This is a genomic window from Alkalimonas mucilaginosa (genome assembly GCF_036327005.1).
GTDB classification, from domain to species: Bacteria; Pseudomonadota; Gammaproteobacteria; order Enterobacterales; family Alteromonadaceae; genus Alkalimonas; species Alkalimonas mucilaginosa.
In genome coordinates, this window is sequence record NZ_JAUGZK010000002.1 from 220,490 (window position 1) to 237,882 (window position 17,393).

Below are 17,393 nucleotides of genomic sequence, written 5' to 3' on the forward strand. Positions count from 1 at the left end.
TTAGCTGGTAAAGTAAAGGGGTTTTCGGCGCGGTTGTAGCTCGTAGCAGGTAATGCTCAACGCTAATGGCTTTAAAAAAGCCAGGCTGGCTAAACTAGCCAGCCTGGCAGGCAGTTATTTCGACAAGATCACTTGCTTTTGTGTTACCGGATCAAGTTGTTTTAGTGCAGCCTGACCAAGGGTTAAGAATGTACCATTGTCCAGCGGCAGTGCGTTGAAATACTCAGAGCTGTGTCCAATAATTTGACATTGGCCGGTGACGAAATCGTAGCTGGCGATTTGGCTGGCCAGAATCAATAGCCGATTGGCTGTCGCGTCGAAATTGATCTTGGATATGCCTGATGTATCAATATCAAGCACATTCTGCCCGATGCTATTTTCACAGCTATCCAGTAGTAACACCGTTTCCAGAGTTTCCAGATCCAGCCGATAAATGCTGCTTTGACTCTGGCTTGCAAGGTACAGCTGATTGGCGCCTGCATCCAAGGCAATAGCATTGAGGCCGGTAATGATGCCTGCTGGTCCTGCGCTGCCATCAAACTGCAGTAAACTTCGATCACCGCTGATAGCATCAATTTGCAAAATAGCGTTTTCTAATGGGGCTTGGGCCATGTACAGTGTTTGCGTTACTGTATCGAAATCTCCACCATTCAATGGGGCAATAGGGCTCCCTGCGCCTGTTTCAGCATCACTGATGACCGTTTTACTGTTATCGCTCAAGGAGACAGACCAAATGGCATCGCTTAGGCCAACTAATAGCGTATCATTAGTGGCATTGTAGAAAAGCCCGCTGGGGTAGGTATTGAACTCCCGATCGATTTCAATCAGTTGTGTTCTGTTGCCAGTACTCAGGTCTATTGCAAATAGCGACTCGGCTGCATTTTGGCCATCGTCCAGAACGTAGAGAGTATCGGCAGTGTTGGCAAGAGTCATAAACTGTGGTGATAGCAAACCTCTGCCAGAGCCAATGCCAGAACTTAACAGCGATGAACGTTCTCCACTACTGGTATCAACCTTCAGTACTACTTCAAAGCTGGAATCCGCAACCAGCAAAGTTGCGCTGTCCTGCAGAACCACGTCGGAAATCTGGGAGGTGGGAAACTGCGAAGATGGGCTTTCTTCCGAAATGATGGTTACTTCACGCTCCAAAAGTGTGAGTTTGGAAATATTAGTAAACCCAGCGATGAAGAGCTCATTATCCGTTGCGCCAGCCGCTAGTTTGAATGGTGAGTTCGACAGGGAAAAAATTTGATTGCGATCACCGGTTACGGGTTCAACTTCAATCAAGAGACCATTGATGGATAACCCCATTAGGCTATTATTATGCCAAATGATTTCACTAAGCGGCAGGAAAAGAAGATCATCAACCTGACTTCTAGACAGCAAATACATGGTCTCAGCTTGCATGTCTACTCGATACAGTTTGTCGGTAAAGAAATCTGTATTGGGCTCGCTGAGACCCAGTGAGATATAAGCAATTTGGTTGTTGAAATTGATCTGAGTACGCACATGGGTGATCATTGTGCCCTCAGTTAGTTGCGGCTGATAGCTAACAATAGGGCCGATTTCACCATTGTTAAGATCCAGCTCAATCAGAAACAGAGTATCATTCATAAAGCGGCTGTAGAATAACCGTGAACCATCGGGTGCCAACACAAATTGAGAGACTTCTCCTACCGTTCTAATCACCTCGACACTAAGATCCGCTGCATCAATTGCAACTACATCACGGTTGTCCATCATACCAATATAACGTTGATTGACAGCATCGTAAGCAATGTAGCGCGGAGCTTGTTGAGTATTGGTTCGCACTTTAGCTGCTTCATCATCCTGATTACCGGATAAATCACTGACAGATACTACCAGCTCCACATCCGTGTAAGCTTCTATTTGAATCTCTGCCGTCCAGTCGTAGGTTTCTGCACCATCAACATCATCACTTTGAGTACTAACGCTTTTGCTGCTTACACGCTGAGCCAGCACTGCTGGATTTTGGATGGATGCAGGAATACCGTTTACATTAAGTTGGCTAATACCATTCCGGCTGGTGGCAGTACCACGAACAGTAATAACTCCTGCAGATGTTTTGGACTGACTCCAGGGAAAAATGACGGTCGCCTCAGGTGGGGTGTCATTTCCAACTGGAGGAGACTGGCTACGAGTCGTGGTAACAAAGTTAGCGCTCACACCGCCAATAACCAAAGTAGTGCTTTGGCTGGTTGCAAACTGACCAGATGCCTGATGCCGTACCCGGATTTGTGCAGCGTTATTCACTGTTGCTGAATTGGAGGTAAAGTCAGCATTGTTAATTGAGTATTCACCATTTTGAATACTGATAGTTGTGGCGGTATTGATACCAGAGACAGTAATACTGTTTGAGGTGATCATTGTACCCGGCTCTACATCTGATTGGGCAGTAAAGCTGAATGGATCTGGCTGTGTTTTTACCTGAGGTGGTGAGGTCGACCCAGAATCAGAGCCGCCGCAAGCAACTAAAATTACGGTAGATAGCATCAGCAAGCATGCCCGACCAATGCGCAAAAAACTTCCCATAAGACTTCCCTTTATCAGTGTAATTATGCATGGATAATTTATTACCAAGTGAACAATAAAGCAACAATTTTTACCTGGTTGGATTTTTGTTTTTTTATTGTAGGCTCGGTGTTTTTGGGGTTGGTAAGATGGTGCTCAGGCGCTGTATCGTTTACAGCGACCACCCTTGCCTGTGAGTTATAGCGTCAGAGGGAGAAATAGCTATTGCTATGACGCCATGGGCAACCAGACCCATCAGTACAGCGGCAGTAGCACCACCGCTGTGCGGCGCATCGACTACAACGCCATCGGTAAGGCAAGTTACATTCGAAGTGAGGGCACCGAGGCCGCCAGTGGCCGCAGCGCCGGTGAAACCCGCTTTACTTACGATGGCAGTCGCAATCAGGTACGGCGTCACAGCACCGAGCAGGGCAAAACCAGCACCATCATTCAGCAAGGTGGTACCGAGCTGATAATGGAAGGCGGTGAGCGGCGCTATCGCAGAAACTTAGGCAATGCCATTGTTGAGCGCAGCGGTGACAGCATCACCACACGGTACGTCTACACCGACCATCTAGGCAGTGTCGATGTCATCACCAATGCCATCGGGCAGTTGATTGAAAAGCTGAGTTTTGATGCATTCGGGAAAAGGCGGGCAGTGTTTACCCAAGGCGGCCAAAGCATTGCGCTAAACCTGTCCACGCTACTCGCCATCACCCACCAGGGCTTTACCGGCCATCAGCAAGTCGACCATGCCGGTATTGTGCAGATGGGCGGGCGGATATACGATGCGCACATAGGACGATTCTTGCAAGCCGACCCGTTCGTACAAAGCCCGAGCAACAGCCAGAACTTTAACCGCTACAGTTATGTGCTGAATAACCCGCTGAGTTATACCGATCCTAGTGGGTATATTTTTAAGTCGATTAAGAAGCATTGGCGAACGATTGTAGCTGTTGGTCTCACCATCGTTGCACCTTGGGGAACGGGACTTTGGGCTACGATTGCCACAGGTGCATTATCTGGCTACATTGCCACAGGCAGCTTAAAAGGTGCTTTAGTAGGTGCGTTCTCTGCCGGGATGTTTTACGGTATTGGCTCGGCGATGCCTGGGGGAAGCTTTGGTAGCGGGGCTCATCTTGGTAAAACCGTTGCGCATGGTGTAGCTGGGGGCATTAGCAGTGTTCTCTCGGGTGGTAAGTTTGGCCATGGTTTTGCATCTGCTGGTTTTGCGCAGTTTGGGGCCCCTGCGATCGATCAAATTGGTGGTAGGATCGGTGATACGGTGTCAGGCAGTTATTTTGATACTGCGAATCGGGCCAAAAGAATTGTGAGTGCGGCTGTGGTCGGTGGCACAGCGTCAAGCCTGGCTGGCGGAAAATTTGCCAATGGTGCGATTACCGCTGCGTTCTCCAGAGGGTTTAATGATGAAGCGCATTTTCAAGCGGAGAGGAAAAAGTTACTTGATAGATGGACTTCTTTTGCAACGGTAGAAGAGACCCGTTTCCAACCCGTGTTTAATGATCAAGGCATTCATATAACTGAAATCCAAACAACCGCCTCAGGATGGGAAAGCCTTGATGGTATAGGGGAGCTTGCAAAAGTTGCACGGAAATCACTAAGGTTTTTAGCTGTAGACTTGCATTATGAAAATCGCGAAGTGTTTGGCTTGTATCAAGAAGAATCAAGATTTGTGCGCTATAAAGTCGAGAATGGCCACTCGATTCCAATACATAAGGGGCCTTGGTCGCCAACAAACGCTGAGCCGGTTTGGCAACCATTGCGGCCTGCATCAAATCCTCGTCCAATAACTGACATCCGAGGTTGCTTCTTTCATTGTCCGCACGGTACTAGAGGGGTGTTTGGGAAATGAAGTTTGTAAGAGAAACTCTTCTAATTTTGTTAATTATATCTATCAGTTATTTCTCTTATGCAGCGTTAGATAAGTTCTATGTTAGCCCGTGCTGGGTTGACTATACAGCTTATTTAGAAGCTGCTTCGCAAAAAGGGTATTTGTCTGCGGCAGAGAAAAAGAACTTAGATTCTTTATATGAACAAATCCATACAAAGAGTGGTGCTGAGTGCTTTGCTGGGTACCAGCGACTTGCTTGGTTAGCCGCTATAGCTATTGGACTCCTGGCCTTCTTTGTCTCTCGGTTGCTAGTAGGTAAGGTACGTTACACTTATATTTTTATTGCCGTTACATGCATAACAATAGTTTGGGGCTTCTTTGTCTTGTCGGTAGTGTTGGCTTTTTTCAGTTGTCTATCTGCCTTTGCACTTGATCATATTGCTCATTTGAGAAGAAGTGATAAAGCACCACCACCGTGACGTGGTTTACATCGTTTGCATGCCGAGGATGGGTAAAAAACACCCGGATCAAGGGGTCAGGATCAAGGGGTCAGAGTTGTTGAATCTTCAAAATAATCTATGCTCTTAATTCGTTTTGACTATTTTACGACAGGTGTAGGCTATGGCACGCCGTCCACGATTAAATCTTCCTGATATACCGCAGCATGTGGTGCAGCGTGGTAATAATCGCCAGGTTTGCTTCTTTATGGAGCAGGATTACACGGTTTACCTGGATAAACTGAAAGAATACAGTCGCCAGTACAAGGTGGCGGTGCATGCCTATGTATTAATGACGAACCATGTGCATCTACTGATGACGCCTGAAACAGCCAGCGGTATTAGCCAGTTGATGCAGTCGTTAGGCCGTTACTATGTTCGTTATGTAAATTCGACTCACGGACGAAGTGGCACTTTGTGGGAGGGTCGCTACAATCGTCATTGGTGGATAGTGAACATTATTTTTTGCTGGTCAGTCGGTATATTGAACTTAATCCCGTGCGTGCTGGGATGACGGAGCATCCGGCAGCATACCCATGGTCGAGCTATCAGCATAATGCCTTGAGTCGGACCATTGAGCTATTAACAGCGCACCCAGCCTATCTGTCCTTAGGTCAGGATGGTGAGACAAGAAAGACGGCTTATCAGTCATTATTCAAGCACCATATTCCAGAGTATTCACTCAAGGAGATCAGGGATGCTTTGCAAAAATCCTGGGTATTAGGTGAAGGGCGCTTCAAGCAGCAGATCGAGCAGCAACTGGGCCAACGCATAACAATAAGTACTCATGGTGGTGATAGGAAGTCCGAAACCTTTAAAAAGACAAAACTTGAAGTTTCAACAACTCTGACCCCTTGATTGGTGGTGTATGACACTACACAAAATAAATACTCAGACCCATGCACCGGAACTTTTTATGATACAAGGGGCTTGCCTCAGAATGGGAGGTATCCATTATTGATCCCGCCTCATTACTACGAGGGAGATAGGCTTTTCTTTAAATCAATAGATACAGCTGAGATTGCGGAGTACTTCACTGCTGATTCGATTTTGATGGCTTCCGAACCAGGAGCTAATCGCTTGCTCGCGGCGACTTTTTTAGATGACTATGTTGCTTTAAAGAGTCTACTTTCTGAAGATCCAAGCATCATTCAGACTAACACTGCTCTTGCAGAAAAAGTTTTTATAATTGCAATGTCTCGCAAACAGTACGAGCTTGTAGCGTTGTTGTTGGAAACTGGTATGGATGCGAATTCTACTACAGCTGAAGGGGTTAGCTTTTTAGACTTTGCGTTTATGTTGCTTGATCCGCAGTTGGTTGCTTTGCTCAGTCGATACAATGGTCAGTTAAGCGCAAAGTTTCAATGTACTAACGGACACAAAGAACTTTTTGAGTTTACTAAGGCATTTCATGGTGATCTTGTTACAGACCAAGAGATACAAATTTTCTTAGATAATATTCAGGATGCTGCCTCCTTGCCCGGCCCAAGTTGTCCGTATGCGGGGGATGGTGATAGTTATAATTGATAACTTTTGAGTGCGATAGCTGGGTTTGTTAGAAATGGGGATGGTGCAAAATGTGTTGGGTATTATTGCAATAATAACAGCAATGTTTGTTTTTATTGCGGCAGCAGGATTATTTTTGCGATTCATGACTGACTTATGGATACATAAAAAGCTTAATGCTAATGCATTAGTCAAAAGCGTATTGTGCATGGCTGCAGCGATTTCTATTTTTTTGCTGATATCAAACAACCCTGATTGGGTGCACTTTGAAGTTGTCATCGTTGAGTAAGTTATAATTCTCCAGGAGTTCACTCATCAAACTGAGTCAGATGATCCATATGTTGATGTAAGACTCTGCTACTTCAATCCCGTCAGAGCAGCGTTTATAAAAAACAATATGCTTACCGACAGGAAAACTCTTTGCTTTGGTAAATAATTCTTCCCGTGATTTCCCTAAGGAGGGGGTATCCGCCAGCATCAACATGGCTTTATGCAGGGTTTCTAGATAGATTCTGGTTTGCTTGAAGCCCCAGGTCGTCAGAGTCTTAGCAGCTATTTCCTGAATATCTTCATCTGCAAGCTCTGATAGCTTGTAGTTAGCCATTCATATCCTTGTTAACCTGAGAAAGTATATCCAGTGCGTTTCGGTCAGAGGTTGTTCCTGTCGAGAGTTGCTGGAAACCTTTAGCGACCTCTTGCTTCAGGATTTCCAACTGCTGTTGTTTGGACATATCCTTTTCAAACAACAGGCGCAGGCCATCTCTGATTACCTCGCTAGCGGAGGTATACAGACCTGAAGCCACTTTTTCATTGATCCGTTTTTCAAATTCGGGGCCAAGGGTAATATTCATAATGATACCTTAATTCATTTAATGCGCATATTGTGCATGTATTATGCGCATATTAGAAGTGCTCTGCGTTAATTATAGTTGCTGGGTGGCAGTAGTGAATTGCTATGTGCCGTGGCCTGTAAGTTAGCGGTATAAACTCAGCTGGTGTTGCAGCAGTCGCAGGATCTCCTCATTGCGTTTGAGCAGCCGCAGTTGGCTAAATAACTCTGCTGCCTCTGGATACTGTAGCTTTAAGTAGCTGAACCATTGTTTGATGCGGTTACTGTAGTATTTGCCTTTATCGCCGATCACTTCAAATTCTGAGTACCGCATTAGTAACTGCAGCACCTCTGGCCAGGGCATGGCGGCTTGGCCACTGCGGATGCATTGTGCCAGATTAGGTAGCGCCAGAGCGCCTCGGCCCAGCATAATATCCTGCGTAGCGGCTTCCTGTTGGCATTGCCTGGCCTGGTCGGGTGTCCAGATTTCGCCATTGGCAATGACCGGTATGGCGATCCGCTGTCGGATCCGGCCTATCCAGGGCCAGTAAGCCGGTGGTTTGTAGCCATCGCTTTTGGTGCGGGCATGCACGGTCAGCACCGAAGCACCAGCGGCTTCGATGGCGCTGGCATTGTCCAGTGTCAGGGCTGTGTCGTCGTAACCCAGCCGGATTTTGGCACTGACCGGGTACTCAGCGGGAACAGCCTGGCGTACCGCCTTGACGATCTGGTACAGCTGCTCGGTTTCTTTTAACAGCACGGCACCACCGCGGCTTTTATTCACCGCTTTGGCCGGGCAGCCAAAATTCAAATCAATACCGGGTGAACCCAGCTGTACTGCCCTGGCAGCATTCTCGGCCAGCCAGTGTGGCTCTTGCCCCAGAAGTTGCACCCGCACCGGTACACCGGCTGGTGTTTTGCCGCCCTGCGCCAGTTCGGGGCAAAGCCGGTGGAATACCCGCGCCGGCAAGCGCTGATCAACCACCCGAACAAATTCGGTGATGCACAGATCAAAGCCGCCAATCCGGGTTAGCATATCGCGCATCAGATGATCAACAACGCCTTCCATCGGCGCCAACACAATCTGCATCACAGGCTCAGTTTGGGAAGTGGGCGGCAGATTATAGTGAAAGCTCTGGCAGGAATACAGTAAAATGCCACTACTGTGTGCATGAAAGGATAAAGGACAGGCATGAAATCAGGAAGCCAGGCTTTACTGGGGATGGGGTTGTTGCTGTTGATGAGCGCCTGTGAGCCTATACAGTCGCTGACGGAGGCAGAGCAGGTTGAGCGGACCATTCGCCAGGAGGTTCGCCGTGATTTGCGTGGGCTGAATGCTTTAACGGATGCTGCTGATGCAACCGTGTTCGATGGTTTCGCCTGGCGACGAGGTGAGCGCTTGCAAATCCGTCAGCGGCAAGAAGGGGAGCTGGTGCTGCTGGAACAGGCTGAGGCACCAGAGATTATTGCTACAGCTGTGGCCCAGAATATCCCCAGTTTTAGTGTGGTACGTTATCAGCAAGGCTGGTTGGTGGTATTCACAACCTATGTGAGTCCGCAGTGCCAGGTGGTCTATGCCTATGCCTACCGCGGAGCTTTGCCAGATACGCCACAGTGCTCCAATGACATTTTTGGTGAACAGGCCAATGGCCAGTGCCAAAGCCCGATTAATGAGCAATGGCAGGTTTTTAAAGAATGGTTTTTTGCCGAGTCTTTGCTGGAAGAAGGCAACCCGGCCTGCGTGCAATCGGCTATCAGGTTTGCCGAAAGCAACGGCTAACTGCGGTACAGTGTTTTAATTAAGTGAAAGCCAAACTGAGTTTTGACAGGGCCGTGCACTTCCAGCACGGCTTTTTTAAATACCACCTCATCGAAAGCTCGTACCATCTGGCCCGGGCGGAACTCGCCCAAATCCCCGCCCTTTTTGCCGGAAGGGCAGAGTGAGTGCTTCTTGGCAAGCAGGCCAAAATCGGCGCCTTTCGCCAGTTGTTGCTTCAGCTTTTCTGCTTCCGCTTTGGTTTTGACCAAAATATGCAGGGCACAGGCTTTAGCCATGGTGTCTTTCCTCAACCGATTTGCGTTGTCGGCGACAGCGCTCAGAACAGTATTTTACTTCATCCCAGCACTGTTGCCATTTTTTACGCCAGGCAAAAGTACGCTGACAGACGGGGCAGATTTTTTCAGGCAAATGCAGCTTTTGATGGGCCATGCTGCTTAGCCTGTGTAGATGGTCGTTAGCTCATTTTGCCGCAGCACTTCGGCTAGTTCAGGAAGTTGGAACAGCTCCAGCTGCAATACATCAAGTATTGGTGGTGCAAACTGCTCCCACTCCGGGTCCAGGTTTATATCAAGCAATACCCGGCTCTCGCCACTCATATGCTCGGCCAGCTTCAAGATGGCAAACAGCCGTTGCTCCAACTCGTTGTCCGATTCTAAAATCAAGGCCGGGCTATGGTGATAAGCGATGACATTGCACAGCTCAGCGGGCAGCCCCCAGGATTGAGCAATCAAATAGCCCAAAATTTCATGGCAGGTGTGAAAGCGGTGTTCTTCGGCCTCGCTGTAGCTCTGGCCGGCTAGTACGCCCACTTTAACTAAGTCGGCGTAGTTTGGAGCCTGGGCCGTAATCAGGGCAATACCGGCATTACGAAATAAACCCAGCGTGTAGCAATCGTCGCACAACTCCTGTGGCCATTGCAGGTGCCGGGCCAGGCTGGCAGCACTGTTGGCAACCAGCAGGGCGTTGCTCCAGAGTTTTTGCGAGAAAGGATCTTTCTGCTGGCCCTGCTCCAGGGTGAAACGGAGTAAAACACTGCGTATCAATTTAACAACCCGGTTTAACCCAAGGAACTTACAAGCGTGCTCTATGGAAGTAATTTTGCTGCGTAAGCCAAAATAAGCCGAATTGACCACCTTCAGGGTAAAACCAGCTAAGCCAATATCCATATTAATCAGAGTAGCCAGCCGCTGAATATTTGGCTCTGGTTGTTGGATCAGTTGCTGAATATGCAACAATACATCGGGTTGAGGGGGTATGGTAAAGCCTTGCAGCGCCTGTTCGACGGCGTTCATATCCAATGGCTGAACCATCCTGAATTCTCCAACCTTAAAAGGGAATGCTGCCAGTATTAAAGCAAAGTCCGGAGGCTTTGCCAATATAGCTTGTTTAAGAATCGAGGTAGGGTCGGCCGCTAATAAGGCTGCGGGCTAGCTGCCACTCTGCATCCGGGTCATTTTGTTCATCACCACTGAAGTGCACTTCGAACTGCAAATACTCATCGTTGCTGTCCTGGCTGCTTACCAACTGCTCTGGTACCTGGCCAACCTGACGATAGGCATGAATGGCCACCTGAGCGGCCTGCTCCATCAAGCCAAGAAAGTGCCCCAACGGCAATTGCTGGAAAATGTCGGCTTCCAGATGAGCCCAGCCCAGTAAGTCGGCACTGATCTGGCCATCTTTATGGTCGGTGAATAGCATGGATACTGCGGCTGAGTCTGGATTTTCGCCACTCTGATAACTGGCCACATCCTGCTCATTAAATAGCATGACGTAGCCATAGGCCGGGCAGCCTTCGGCATCCATGTCGTCAAAGGATGGATCGTAAACCAGAAAAAAGCGCCGCTCAGACATCAATGCCCCTGTACAGAAACAAAACGCTATTGTACCGAACGAAACGTCAGAGCTAAAGTGCTAATTGCTGTGTTGTCTGAATCCTCGGCCATCTTAGCTTGGCAGATCCGGCTGGTAGGGGATTTCCAGCAACAGGGATAGCGCTAACAATTGCACCTGTTGCTGCTCCGATAATTGACCATCTGAGAGTGCAGAGGCCTGTATCCCTTGCCAAAGTTGCTCTTTTACCTTAGGGCTGGCGGCCATCAGTTTAGGCAGCTGAGCCTGGACGGCCCGGTAACTGCTATCCGGTTGCGCAGTATCCGCTGGCAGTTGCAAGCTGGCCAGGCCAGCCTGAAAGCTCTGCTGGCAGCCGGCACTATCCTGACTGGTAGCATTGGCGACCAGGCTGAGCAACTGCAGCGCTGCCGGGGTGATATCAGCAAACCTGGTGACCGAGGTGTGGCGCAGTACCTCGCTGCTGCGGAACTGACTGGCGACTATGTGATCGACCAATTGTGCGATGGCCCATTCCAGCAGGTGCAATTCACCATCAGCTTCTATCAACTGAGTCAGCAATTGCTCAAAGCGTTCAAACCGAATGCTGGTCAGGGTTTTCAGGCTAGGAATACTTAACTGGGCCAGCATCAGCTTTTGCCGCTCGGTTAAGGGCTCAATCTGGCTAAGTAAAGGATCCACATCCTGCAACAGGGCAACTGAGCCCTGCTCACGAATACAGAGCAACTGCTTTTGACGGCTGGTTTCGTCGTCACTGATAAGTAAAGCCAGCAATAGCGGCTCGGCTTGCAATGGTTGATGCGCACTTTGCAGCAGTAATACAGGTAAGGCGGCCAGTAAACGTTGGCCTGGGCTGCTGGCTTTGCTGGTATCTGTTGTTTCATTTTCCTGGGCAGGCTGTACCTGGTTGGCATCTTCACTGCGTGCTACGGGCAGCTTGCCATTCCAGCCGGGCTCCAGCCGCTTGATCCGATCGGTGAGGGGCGGATGGGTGGCAAAAATACTGGCCCAGCGGCTGATAGCTTCACCAAAGAACAGGTGGCTATTTTCATCCGCATTGTGATTGCTAATTTTGGTACCTCGGGAGCTGGCTGCAATTTGTTTCAGGGCTCCGGCAATGCCGGCTGGATTACGGGTAAACTGGACGGCAGAGGCATCTGCCAGGTATTCACGTTGGCGGCTGACTGCCGACTTGATGAGGTTGCCAAAGAAGGCGCCCAGATAGCCAAGAATGGTAAAACCTAACCCAAGCAGCAAAATAGCGGCAGCTCCGCCACCACCTTTGTTGTTGCGGCTGCTGCGGGCGGCGATATGGGCACCCCGGCTACCGCGTAGCAACAGATAGCCAACATGACCAACAAATAAAATGCCGTTGAGCACGGCAATCATTTTGATATTCATCCGCATATCGCCATTAAGAATATGGCTGAACTCATGGGCAATCACCCCTTGCAGTTCATCGCGGCTTAATTGTTCCAGGCAGCCTTGGGTCACACCTATCACGGCATCGGCCGGGCTGTAGCCGGCTGCAAAAGCATTGATACCTCTCTCCGGCAAAATATACACCGTAGGAACCGGCAGATTGGCCGCCAGCGCCATTTCTTCAACCACATTGAGGAGTTGGCGCTGCCTGGGATCAGCGGTATCGGGTGCAACCCGCTGTCCGCCCAATGATTCGGCAACCACACGGCCGCCCTTACGTAGCTGCATCCATTTGAACAGCATCGCGCAGCCAATGGCACCAAGCACTACTAGGCTGGTCCATAGCAATAGCTCGGGTTGAAACAGGCCGCGCTGCAAGCCGGATTGGATGGCTTCAGTATCGGCAAAACCAAACGTCAGCGCTACCAACAGATTGGTTAATATCAGCAATAACAACACAGCCACTGTAAAGAGGGCAATCAAGAGGCGGGTATTGCGTCTGGCCAGATCTTGCTGGCTGAAAAAGTTACTGGCCATCTGGTTTTAAAAGCTGACTTTCGGTGCAGCCTGTATGGCCTGAGAGTCTTCAAACTCAAGCAGCTTGGCATCCACGCCATGGCCAAAACTGGGTGCCAATACCACTTGCGGAAAGCTTTGTTTGTAGCTGTTGTAGCTGGTAACTGCGTCATTGAATGCTTGCCGGGCAAAGGCAACCCGGTTTTCTGTGCTGGTTAGCTCTTCGGAGACTTGCATCATGTTTTGGTTGGCTTTTAAATCCGGGTAAGCTTCCATCACCACATTTAAACGGCTCATGGCACCTTGCAGCATGGATTCGGCTCCAGCCAGTTGGCTCATGGCTGCGGCATCGCCTGGGTTATTGGCGGCAACTTTTAAGCCAGCCGCCGCGGCGTTACGGGCATTGATCACTGCTTCTAAGGTGTCCCGCTCATGCGACATGTAGGCTTTGGCGGTTTCAACCAAATTTGGGATCAGATCGTAGCGGCGCTTTAGTTGCACTTCTATTTGAGCAAACGCATTCTGATAGCGGTTTTTCAGTTTAACTAAGGTATTAAAAATACTGATCACAAAGAAAAGCAGGATCAGGATGACTGCAAATACAATCAAAGATGTCATGATGGGTCCTCGTCCAAAGCGAAAGCTAAAATTTTGCTGAGTGTAGTGTTAACTTTCCTTTAACCCTTTGTCCAGTCTTACCAGCCAAAAAGTGATAAAAAAACGATATTCTGCGTTTTTAGTCAATATGCGGCTGTCTCTGAATGGAACTTGCCATGGTATACTGCATGCAAGCAGCAACAGGAGTTTGTATGTCTGAATTTAAACATATCACGGTGGAGGAAACGGCTGAACGTTTGCAACAAAAGCAAGTGTGCATAGCCGATATCCGCGATGAGCAAAGTTACCGCAATGGTCATATCGAAGGCGCCTGGCACCTGACCTCAGCTAGTTTACCGCAGTTTATACAACAAGTGGGGGTTGCAAGGCCGGTGGTGGTGGTGTGTTACCACGGTAACTCCAGCCAGGGAGCGGCTCAGTATCTGGCACAGCAAGGCTTTGCCGAGGTGTATAGCATGGATGGTGGTATGGCGTTGTGGCAACAGCATCATCCGGTGCAATCCGGCCATGGTTAAACTGGGTGAGCTGAACTCAGTAAAGGCGGCCAGAGTTTTTGCTGATTATTGTGTGACTCAAGGCTGGTCGGTGCAGGCAGTTGTGGAAGATGCACAGCGGGCGGCTATTTATGTGGATGAAAGCCAGTTGCAACCGGTAAACCAGGCTTTGCAAGAGTTTTTACATAATCCTGGCCACCCCCGTTATGATGCAGCTGCCTGGCAGCGCAGCCAAACGGTGTCTGGTTTTGGCGGGGGGCAGTTGTGGTCTGGCTTGCAGTTTAAAGACGTCAGTGGACCTTTTACCGTACTGGTTTTATTGCTGGCTCTGCTGGTGTATGGCTGGCAGCAAGTTGCACCACAACAGGCATCTGCAGCTTTAGGGATTTTTGTACAGTTTGCTGCCATTAATGTGCAGGAAAGCTGGCGCTGGTTCAGTCCGGCCTTGCTGCACTTTTCACTAACGCACCTGGTGTTTAATTTGATGTGGTGGTGGCTGCTGGCTGGGCAGTTTGAACGCCGTTTAGGGACTGGGCAATTGGTTTCGCTGGCCCTTAGCAGTGCCTTGATTGCTAATGTGGCGGAATATCTGTTGGTTGGGCCACATTTTGGCGGTTTGTCTGGTGTCGTTTATGCGCTGTTTGGCTATTTCTGGTGGGCAGGCCGCTTGAACCCGGCACAGGGGTTGTATCTGGAAAAGGGCATGGTGGCTTTTATGCTGATTTGGATGTTGCTTGGTTTTCTGGATGTACTCTGGGTATCAATGGCCAACTGGGCACACCTGGGCGGCTTGCTGGCTGGTTGTGGCTGGGCCTGGTTGTTGCGTCATAAAGCAGCCCGGCCTGAGTAGTTCGGGCTGCTATCTAACCAGCGGTTACTGATACAAGTACTTGGTAAAGAGCAAATCATGCAGCATGTCTTTGCCGGTTTCGCGCTTTAGCACAACTTGCAACTCCTGCAGGATGGTTTGGCGAATTTCTTCGCGGCCGGTCAGGGATTTGATTTTGTCTTCGTGCTGCTGGTTAAAAATCCGGATAATGGTATTCAGGATCAGCGGCTCGTGGTGTTCAATATCCGCCAGGTGGCTGCGATCCGCCACCATCAGCTCGATGGTAACCCGGATATAGCCCAGTGAGCGGCGACCAGAGGTGACATAGTTGGTGACTATGTCTGGATCGAAACCATAATAGACAATATCCTGCTCACCACGTTGTGCCTGAGCTGGCGCTGTGTATAGGGTGCATGAGAGCAGTAAGCTGGCCAGAAAAAGTGCGGTGTACTTCATAAGTTTCTCATCCCCGATGAAACAGACCAGAGTCCGGTCTGATGTCGCTGTTGCTCAGATCATAGCAGTTTCTGTTCTATCGTCTATCGGCAAGATGCAGAATTACTGAAATCTGAGTATGAACTTGGTATCATGCGCCGGCTTTTATGACGATACGAGTGCTATGCCAATACCCACTGCGAACTATTTATTGCATGCCAACTGGCAGCTCCCTCAGACTGAGGAGCTGTCAACAGAGCAAAGCTCCTGGTTGCTGGAAACCGACTCATTGACGGCCCGGTTGAAAAGTCGTTGCCATCTGTTTCGCTTGCAATTACTGAGTGAGCAGCAGCTGGCACTGCCGTCATTGTTGCATAAGGAGCTGTCCTGTACAGGGACTGCGATACTGCGGGAAGTGATGCTACTTTGTGATGAGCAACCGATGATTTATGCACAAAGCTGGTTGCCGGCATCGACACTGGCGGCGATTGAACCCCTGGCGCAGCTGGGAGAGCAGCCGCTGGGTGAGTTTATTTTCCGTCATCCGGCCATTACCCGTGGCCCCATTCAGTTGGCTAAGCTTGATAGCCGTCAGTTGGCCCTTGGGGTGGCATGCCCGGAAGCAAGGATATGGGCACGACGTTCGGTGTTTCGGCTGGCGGAGTATCCTTTGCAAGTGGTGGAGGCTTTTTTGCCGGGGATTTACCGCTTATGAGCTGGCAATTACGCCGTACCAACTGGCCTTACTACCGACAGCTGATGCGGCTGGATAAACCTATTGGCATTTATTTGCTGCTGTGGCCTACCTGGTGGGCGCTTTGGCTGGCAGCCGAGGGAATGCCGCCGTTGTCGCTGTGGTTGGTGTTTACCCTTGGGGTGGTGCTGATGCGGTCGGCCGGTTGTGTGATCAATGATTACGCCGATCGAAACTTCGATGGTGCGGTCACGCGTACCCGGCTCCGGCCGCTGGCAGCTGGCAAGGTCACCTCTGCTGAAGCCCTGCAACTCTTTATTGTACTGTTGCTGCTGGCTGCAACCTTGTTGTTGTTTCTAAATTGGCAAACAGCCCTGTTATCTCTTGGTGCCGTTGTCCTTGCTTCACTTTATCCCTTTATGAAGCGCTATACCCACTTGCCGCAGCTGGTGCTGGGTGCTGCTTTTAGCTGGGGTATGCCGATGGCTTTTATGGCGATTCAGTTGCAGTTACCGGCACAGGTCTGGTGGCTTTATCTGGCAAATTTATGCTGGACTGTGGCCTACGATACTTATTATGCGATGGTGGATCAGCCGGATGATGAGCAGGTGGGGATCAAGTCGACAGCCATCCTTTTTGGCCGCCATGGCTTCAGCGCCATTTTGTTGTTGCAGGGGGCAACTCTGGCGTTGCTGTGGTATGTCGGTCAGTTGGCGGGCCTTGGCTGGCTGTATCAGCTGGCTTTATTGCTGTGCCTGCCACTGTTTGCCTACCAATTAAAGCTGGCAAGACAAAGCCGCGCTCGGTGTTTTCAGGCCTTTTTACACAATCATTACGTAGGTCTGGTGGTCTTTGTTGGCATCGTCGCGGATTTACTGCTGCTGGCTTAATTGCAGAGCCTGTTTAAAGAGGCATGCGATCACAGCGAAACCAGCCCGCAATACTGTAGCGATCCTGCCTGGTGGGTAATACTTCGTGTGGAAAGCGACAGCTTTCAAACAGCACTAAGCTCCCCTGGCGCGGTGGTAGCTGCATCAAGGCTGTGTGTTGTTCATTGTACAGCACCAGCTCTCCTCCGGCCTCAACATCATTCAGGTAACAGACACTGGTCACCCGTCGGCTGGCTTGTTGGTTAAAGGCATCCAGATGGGTGCGGTAAAAGTCACCTGCTTGATAATGGGCAAAATGGCATTCGTAACCAGTTAACCCAAGGAAAAAATGCCGGTTTAGAAGGGTCTGAATGCTATTAAGTTCCAGCATATAACGCTGCTGTGCCACGCTGTTCCCATTCAACCAACTGGTTTTATCGCGCCGGATATCACTGGCATGCTGCCGTTGTTGGCCCCGGCCTATGGCTGCAGGAGTAAGCTCGGTTTGTTGTTGCACTTCCTGCAGCAACGCCTGAGCTAGCTCTGGGGCCAAATAGTTGGGTAGCAGCACCCAGCCTTCTTGCTCGAAGTGATGCAGCCAGGCCGGATCTTGTTCTGGCAAGTCAGGTTGCGTCTGTAACAGGGGTTCTGCCGGCAGCATAATGCGCTCCT

At 49.7% G+C, this 17,393-nt stretch carries 23 protein-coding genes; 11 read left to right on the forward strand and 12 right to left on the reverse strand.

Translation table 11 applies throughout. The features are described 5' to 3' along the window. Positions 1-114: 114 nt before the first annotated feature. Positions 115-2,553 carry a hypothetical protein gene (locus QWF21_RS03315; protein ID WP_330086616.1) on the reverse strand — a complete coding sequence of 813 codons (2,439 nt, stop codon included), beginning with the start codon at positions 2,551-2,553 and terminating at the stop codon, positions 115-117. 262 nt (positions 2,554-2,815) lie between these two features. Between QWF21_RS03315 and QWF21_RS03320 the strand changes: the two genes are divergently transcribed. The 6 genes from QWF21_RS03320 (at position 2,816) to QWF21_RS03345 (ending at position 6,676) form a co-directional block, all read left to right on the forward strand. After that, the gene (locus QWF21_RS03320; RefSeq protein WP_330086617.1) at positions 2,816-4,405 is read left to right on the forward strand and encodes an RHS repeat-associated core domain-containing protein; all 1,590 of its coding nucleotides are present in this window, start codon (positions 2,816-2,818) and stop codon (positions 4,403-4,405) included. Continuing rightward, complete coding sequence (locus tag QWF21_RS03325; protein ID WP_330086618.1) at positions 4,402-4,863, forward strand: hypothetical protein; 462 nt, start codon at positions 4,402-4,404, stop codon at positions 4,861-4,863. Before QWF21_RS03320 ends, QWF21_RS03325 begins: the two co-directional genes overlap by 4 nt. Positions 4,864-5,005: 142 nt before the next feature. Next, complete coding sequence (locus QWF21_RS03330) at positions 5,006-5,395, forward strand: transposase (RefSeq protein WP_330086619.1); 390 nt, start codon at positions 5,006-5,008, stop codon at positions 5,393-5,395. A gap of 47 nt (positions 5,396-5,442) precedes the next feature. Beyond that, entirely contained in the window at positions 5,443-5,739 is a 297-nt protein-coding gene (locus tag QWF21_RS03335; protein WP_330086620.1) for a hypothetical protein, read from the forward strand. A gap of 99 nt (positions 5,740-5,838) precedes the next feature. After that, positions 5,839-6,408, forward strand: coding sequence for a hypothetical protein (locus QWF21_RS03340; RefSeq protein WP_330086621.1), 570 nt, complete (start codon positions 5,839-5,841; stop codon positions 6,406-6,408). Positions 6,409-6,460: 52 nt separating this feature from the next. Then, positions 6,461-6,676 carry a hypothetical protein gene (locus QWF21_RS03345; protein ID WP_330086622.1) on the forward strand — a complete coding sequence of 72 codons (216 nt, stop codon included), beginning with the start codon at positions 6,461-6,463 and terminating at the stop codon, positions 6,674-6,676. Between the two features lie 36 nt (positions 6,677-6,712). Here QWF21_RS03345 and QWF21_RS03350 read toward each other — a convergent pair whose 3' ends face one another. From QWF21_RS03350 to dusC, 3 genes are all read right to left on the reverse strand, one after another. Further along, complete coding sequence (locus tag QWF21_RS03350; RefSeq protein ID WP_330086623.1) at positions 6,713-6,991, reverse strand: type II toxin-antitoxin system RelE/ParE family toxin; 279 nt, start codon at positions 6,989-6,991, stop codon at positions 6,713-6,715. Then, positions 6,984-7,238 (reverse strand): type II toxin-antitoxin system ParD family antitoxin, encoded by a 255-nt coding sequence (locus QWF21_RS03355; protein WP_330086624.1) that lies wholly within the window; start codon positions 7,236-7,238, stop codon positions 6,984-6,986. The genes QWF21_RS03350 and QWF21_RS03355 overlap by 8 nt, the downstream gene beginning before the upstream one ends. 123 nt (positions 7,239-7,361) lie before the next feature. Then, the gene (gene dusC / locus QWF21_RS03360; RefSeq protein WP_330086625.1) at positions 7,362-8,306 is read right to left on the reverse strand and encodes a tRNA dihydrouridine(16) synthase DusC; all 945 of its coding nucleotides are present in this window, start codon (positions 8,304-8,306) and stop codon (positions 7,362-7,364) included. Positions 8,307-8,408: 102 nt separating this feature from the next. On the opposite strand from dusC, the gene QWF21_RS03365 reads away from it, so the two are divergent. Further along, positions 8,409-8,996, forward strand: coding sequence for a hypothetical protein (locus tag QWF21_RS03365; RefSeq protein ID WP_330086626.1), 588 nt, complete (start codon positions 8,409-8,411; stop codon positions 8,994-8,996). On the opposite strand, the gene ppiC is transcribed toward QWF21_RS03365, so the two are convergent. From ppiC to QWF21_RS03395, 6 genes are all read right to left on the reverse strand, one after another. Next, complete coding sequence (gene ppiC, locus QWF21_RS03370; protein WP_330086627.1) at positions 8,993-9,271, reverse strand: peptidylprolyl isomerase PpiC; 279 nt, start codon at positions 9,269-9,271, stop codon at positions 8,993-8,995. The two genes, QWF21_RS03365 and ppiC, sit on opposite strands and share 4 nt — an antisense overlap. Continuing rightward, positions 9,264-9,425, reverse strand: coding sequence for a DUF2256 domain-containing protein (locus QWF21_RS03375; protein ID WP_330086628.1), 162 nt, complete (start codon positions 9,423-9,425; stop codon positions 9,264-9,266). Before QWF21_RS03375 ends, ppiC begins: the two co-directional genes overlap by 8 nt. A 5-nt stretch (positions 9,426-9,430) precedes the next feature. Next, positions 9,431-10,306, reverse strand: coding sequence for an HDOD domain-containing protein (locus tag QWF21_RS03380; protein WP_330086629.1), 876 nt, complete (start codon positions 10,304-10,306; stop codon positions 9,431-9,433). Positions 10,307-10,382: 76 nt separating this feature from the next. Continuing rightward, positions 10,383-10,847 carry a hypothetical protein gene (locus QWF21_RS03385; protein ID WP_330086630.1) on the reverse strand — a complete coding sequence of 155 codons (465 nt, stop codon included), beginning with the start codon at positions 10,845-10,847 and terminating at the stop codon, positions 10,383-10,385. A 93-nt stretch (positions 10,848-10,940) separates the two neighbouring features. Further along, positions 10,941-12,803, reverse strand: a complete 1,863-nt coding sequence (locus tag QWF21_RS03390; RefSeq protein ID WP_330086631.1) for a M48 family metallopeptidase — start codon at positions 12,801-12,803, stop codon at positions 10,941-10,943. 6 nt (positions 12,804-12,809) lie between these two features. Further along, positions 12,810-13,400, reverse strand: coding sequence for a LemA family protein (locus QWF21_RS03395; protein WP_330086632.1), 591 nt, complete (start codon positions 13,398-13,400; stop codon positions 12,810-12,812). A 191-nt stretch (positions 13,401-13,591) separates the two neighbouring features. Here QWF21_RS03395 and glpE point away from each other — a divergent pair, with 191 nt between their 5' ends. Beyond that, a complete protein-coding gene (gene glpE, locus QWF21_RS03400; protein ID WP_330086633.1) occupies positions 13,592-13,915 on the forward strand; it encodes a thiosulfate sulfurtransferase GlpE in 324 nt (107 codons plus the stop codon). After that, positions 13,908-14,744: a rhomboid family intramembrane serine protease GlpG gene (glpG, locus tag QWF21_RS03405; RefSeq protein WP_330086634.1), complete on the forward strand. Its 837-nt coding sequence runs from the start codon at positions 13,908-13,910 to the stop codon at positions 14,742-14,744. The genes glpE and glpG overlap by 8 nt, the downstream gene beginning before the upstream one ends. A gap of 24 nt (positions 14,745-14,768) precedes the next feature. Here glpG and QWF21_RS03410 read toward each other — a convergent pair whose 3' ends face one another. Then, on the reverse strand, positions 14,769-15,179 hold the full coding sequence (locus QWF21_RS03410; protein ID WP_330086635.1) for a flagellar basal body-associated protein FliL: 411 nt from the start codon (positions 15,177-15,179) through the stop codon (positions 14,769-14,771). 163 nt (positions 15,180-15,342) lie between these two features. Between QWF21_RS03410 and QWF21_RS03415 the strand changes: the two genes are divergently transcribed. Both QWF21_RS03415 and ubiA read left to right on the forward strand, forming a co-directional pair. Then, positions 15,343-15,873 carry a chorismate--pyruvate lyase family protein gene (locus QWF21_RS03415; RefSeq protein ID WP_330086636.1) on the forward strand — a complete coding sequence of 177 codons (531 nt, stop codon included), beginning with the start codon at positions 15,343-15,345 and terminating at the stop codon, positions 15,871-15,873. Next, the gene (gene ubiA / locus QWF21_RS03420) at positions 15,870-16,742 is read left to right on the forward strand and encodes a 4-hydroxybenzoate octaprenyltransferase (protein ID WP_330086637.1); all 873 of its coding nucleotides are present in this window, start codon (positions 15,870-15,872) and stop codon (positions 16,740-16,742) included. The genes QWF21_RS03415 and ubiA overlap by 4 nt, the downstream gene beginning before the upstream one ends. 13 nt (positions 16,743-16,755) lie before the next feature. Here the strand turns inward: ubiA and QWF21_RS03425 are convergent, their stop codons facing one another. Beyond that, entirely contained in the window at positions 16,756-17,382 is a 627-nt protein-coding gene (locus QWF21_RS03425) for a 2OG-Fe(II) oxygenase (protein WP_330086638.1), read from the reverse strand. Positions 17,383-17,393 lie beyond the last annotated feature (11 nt).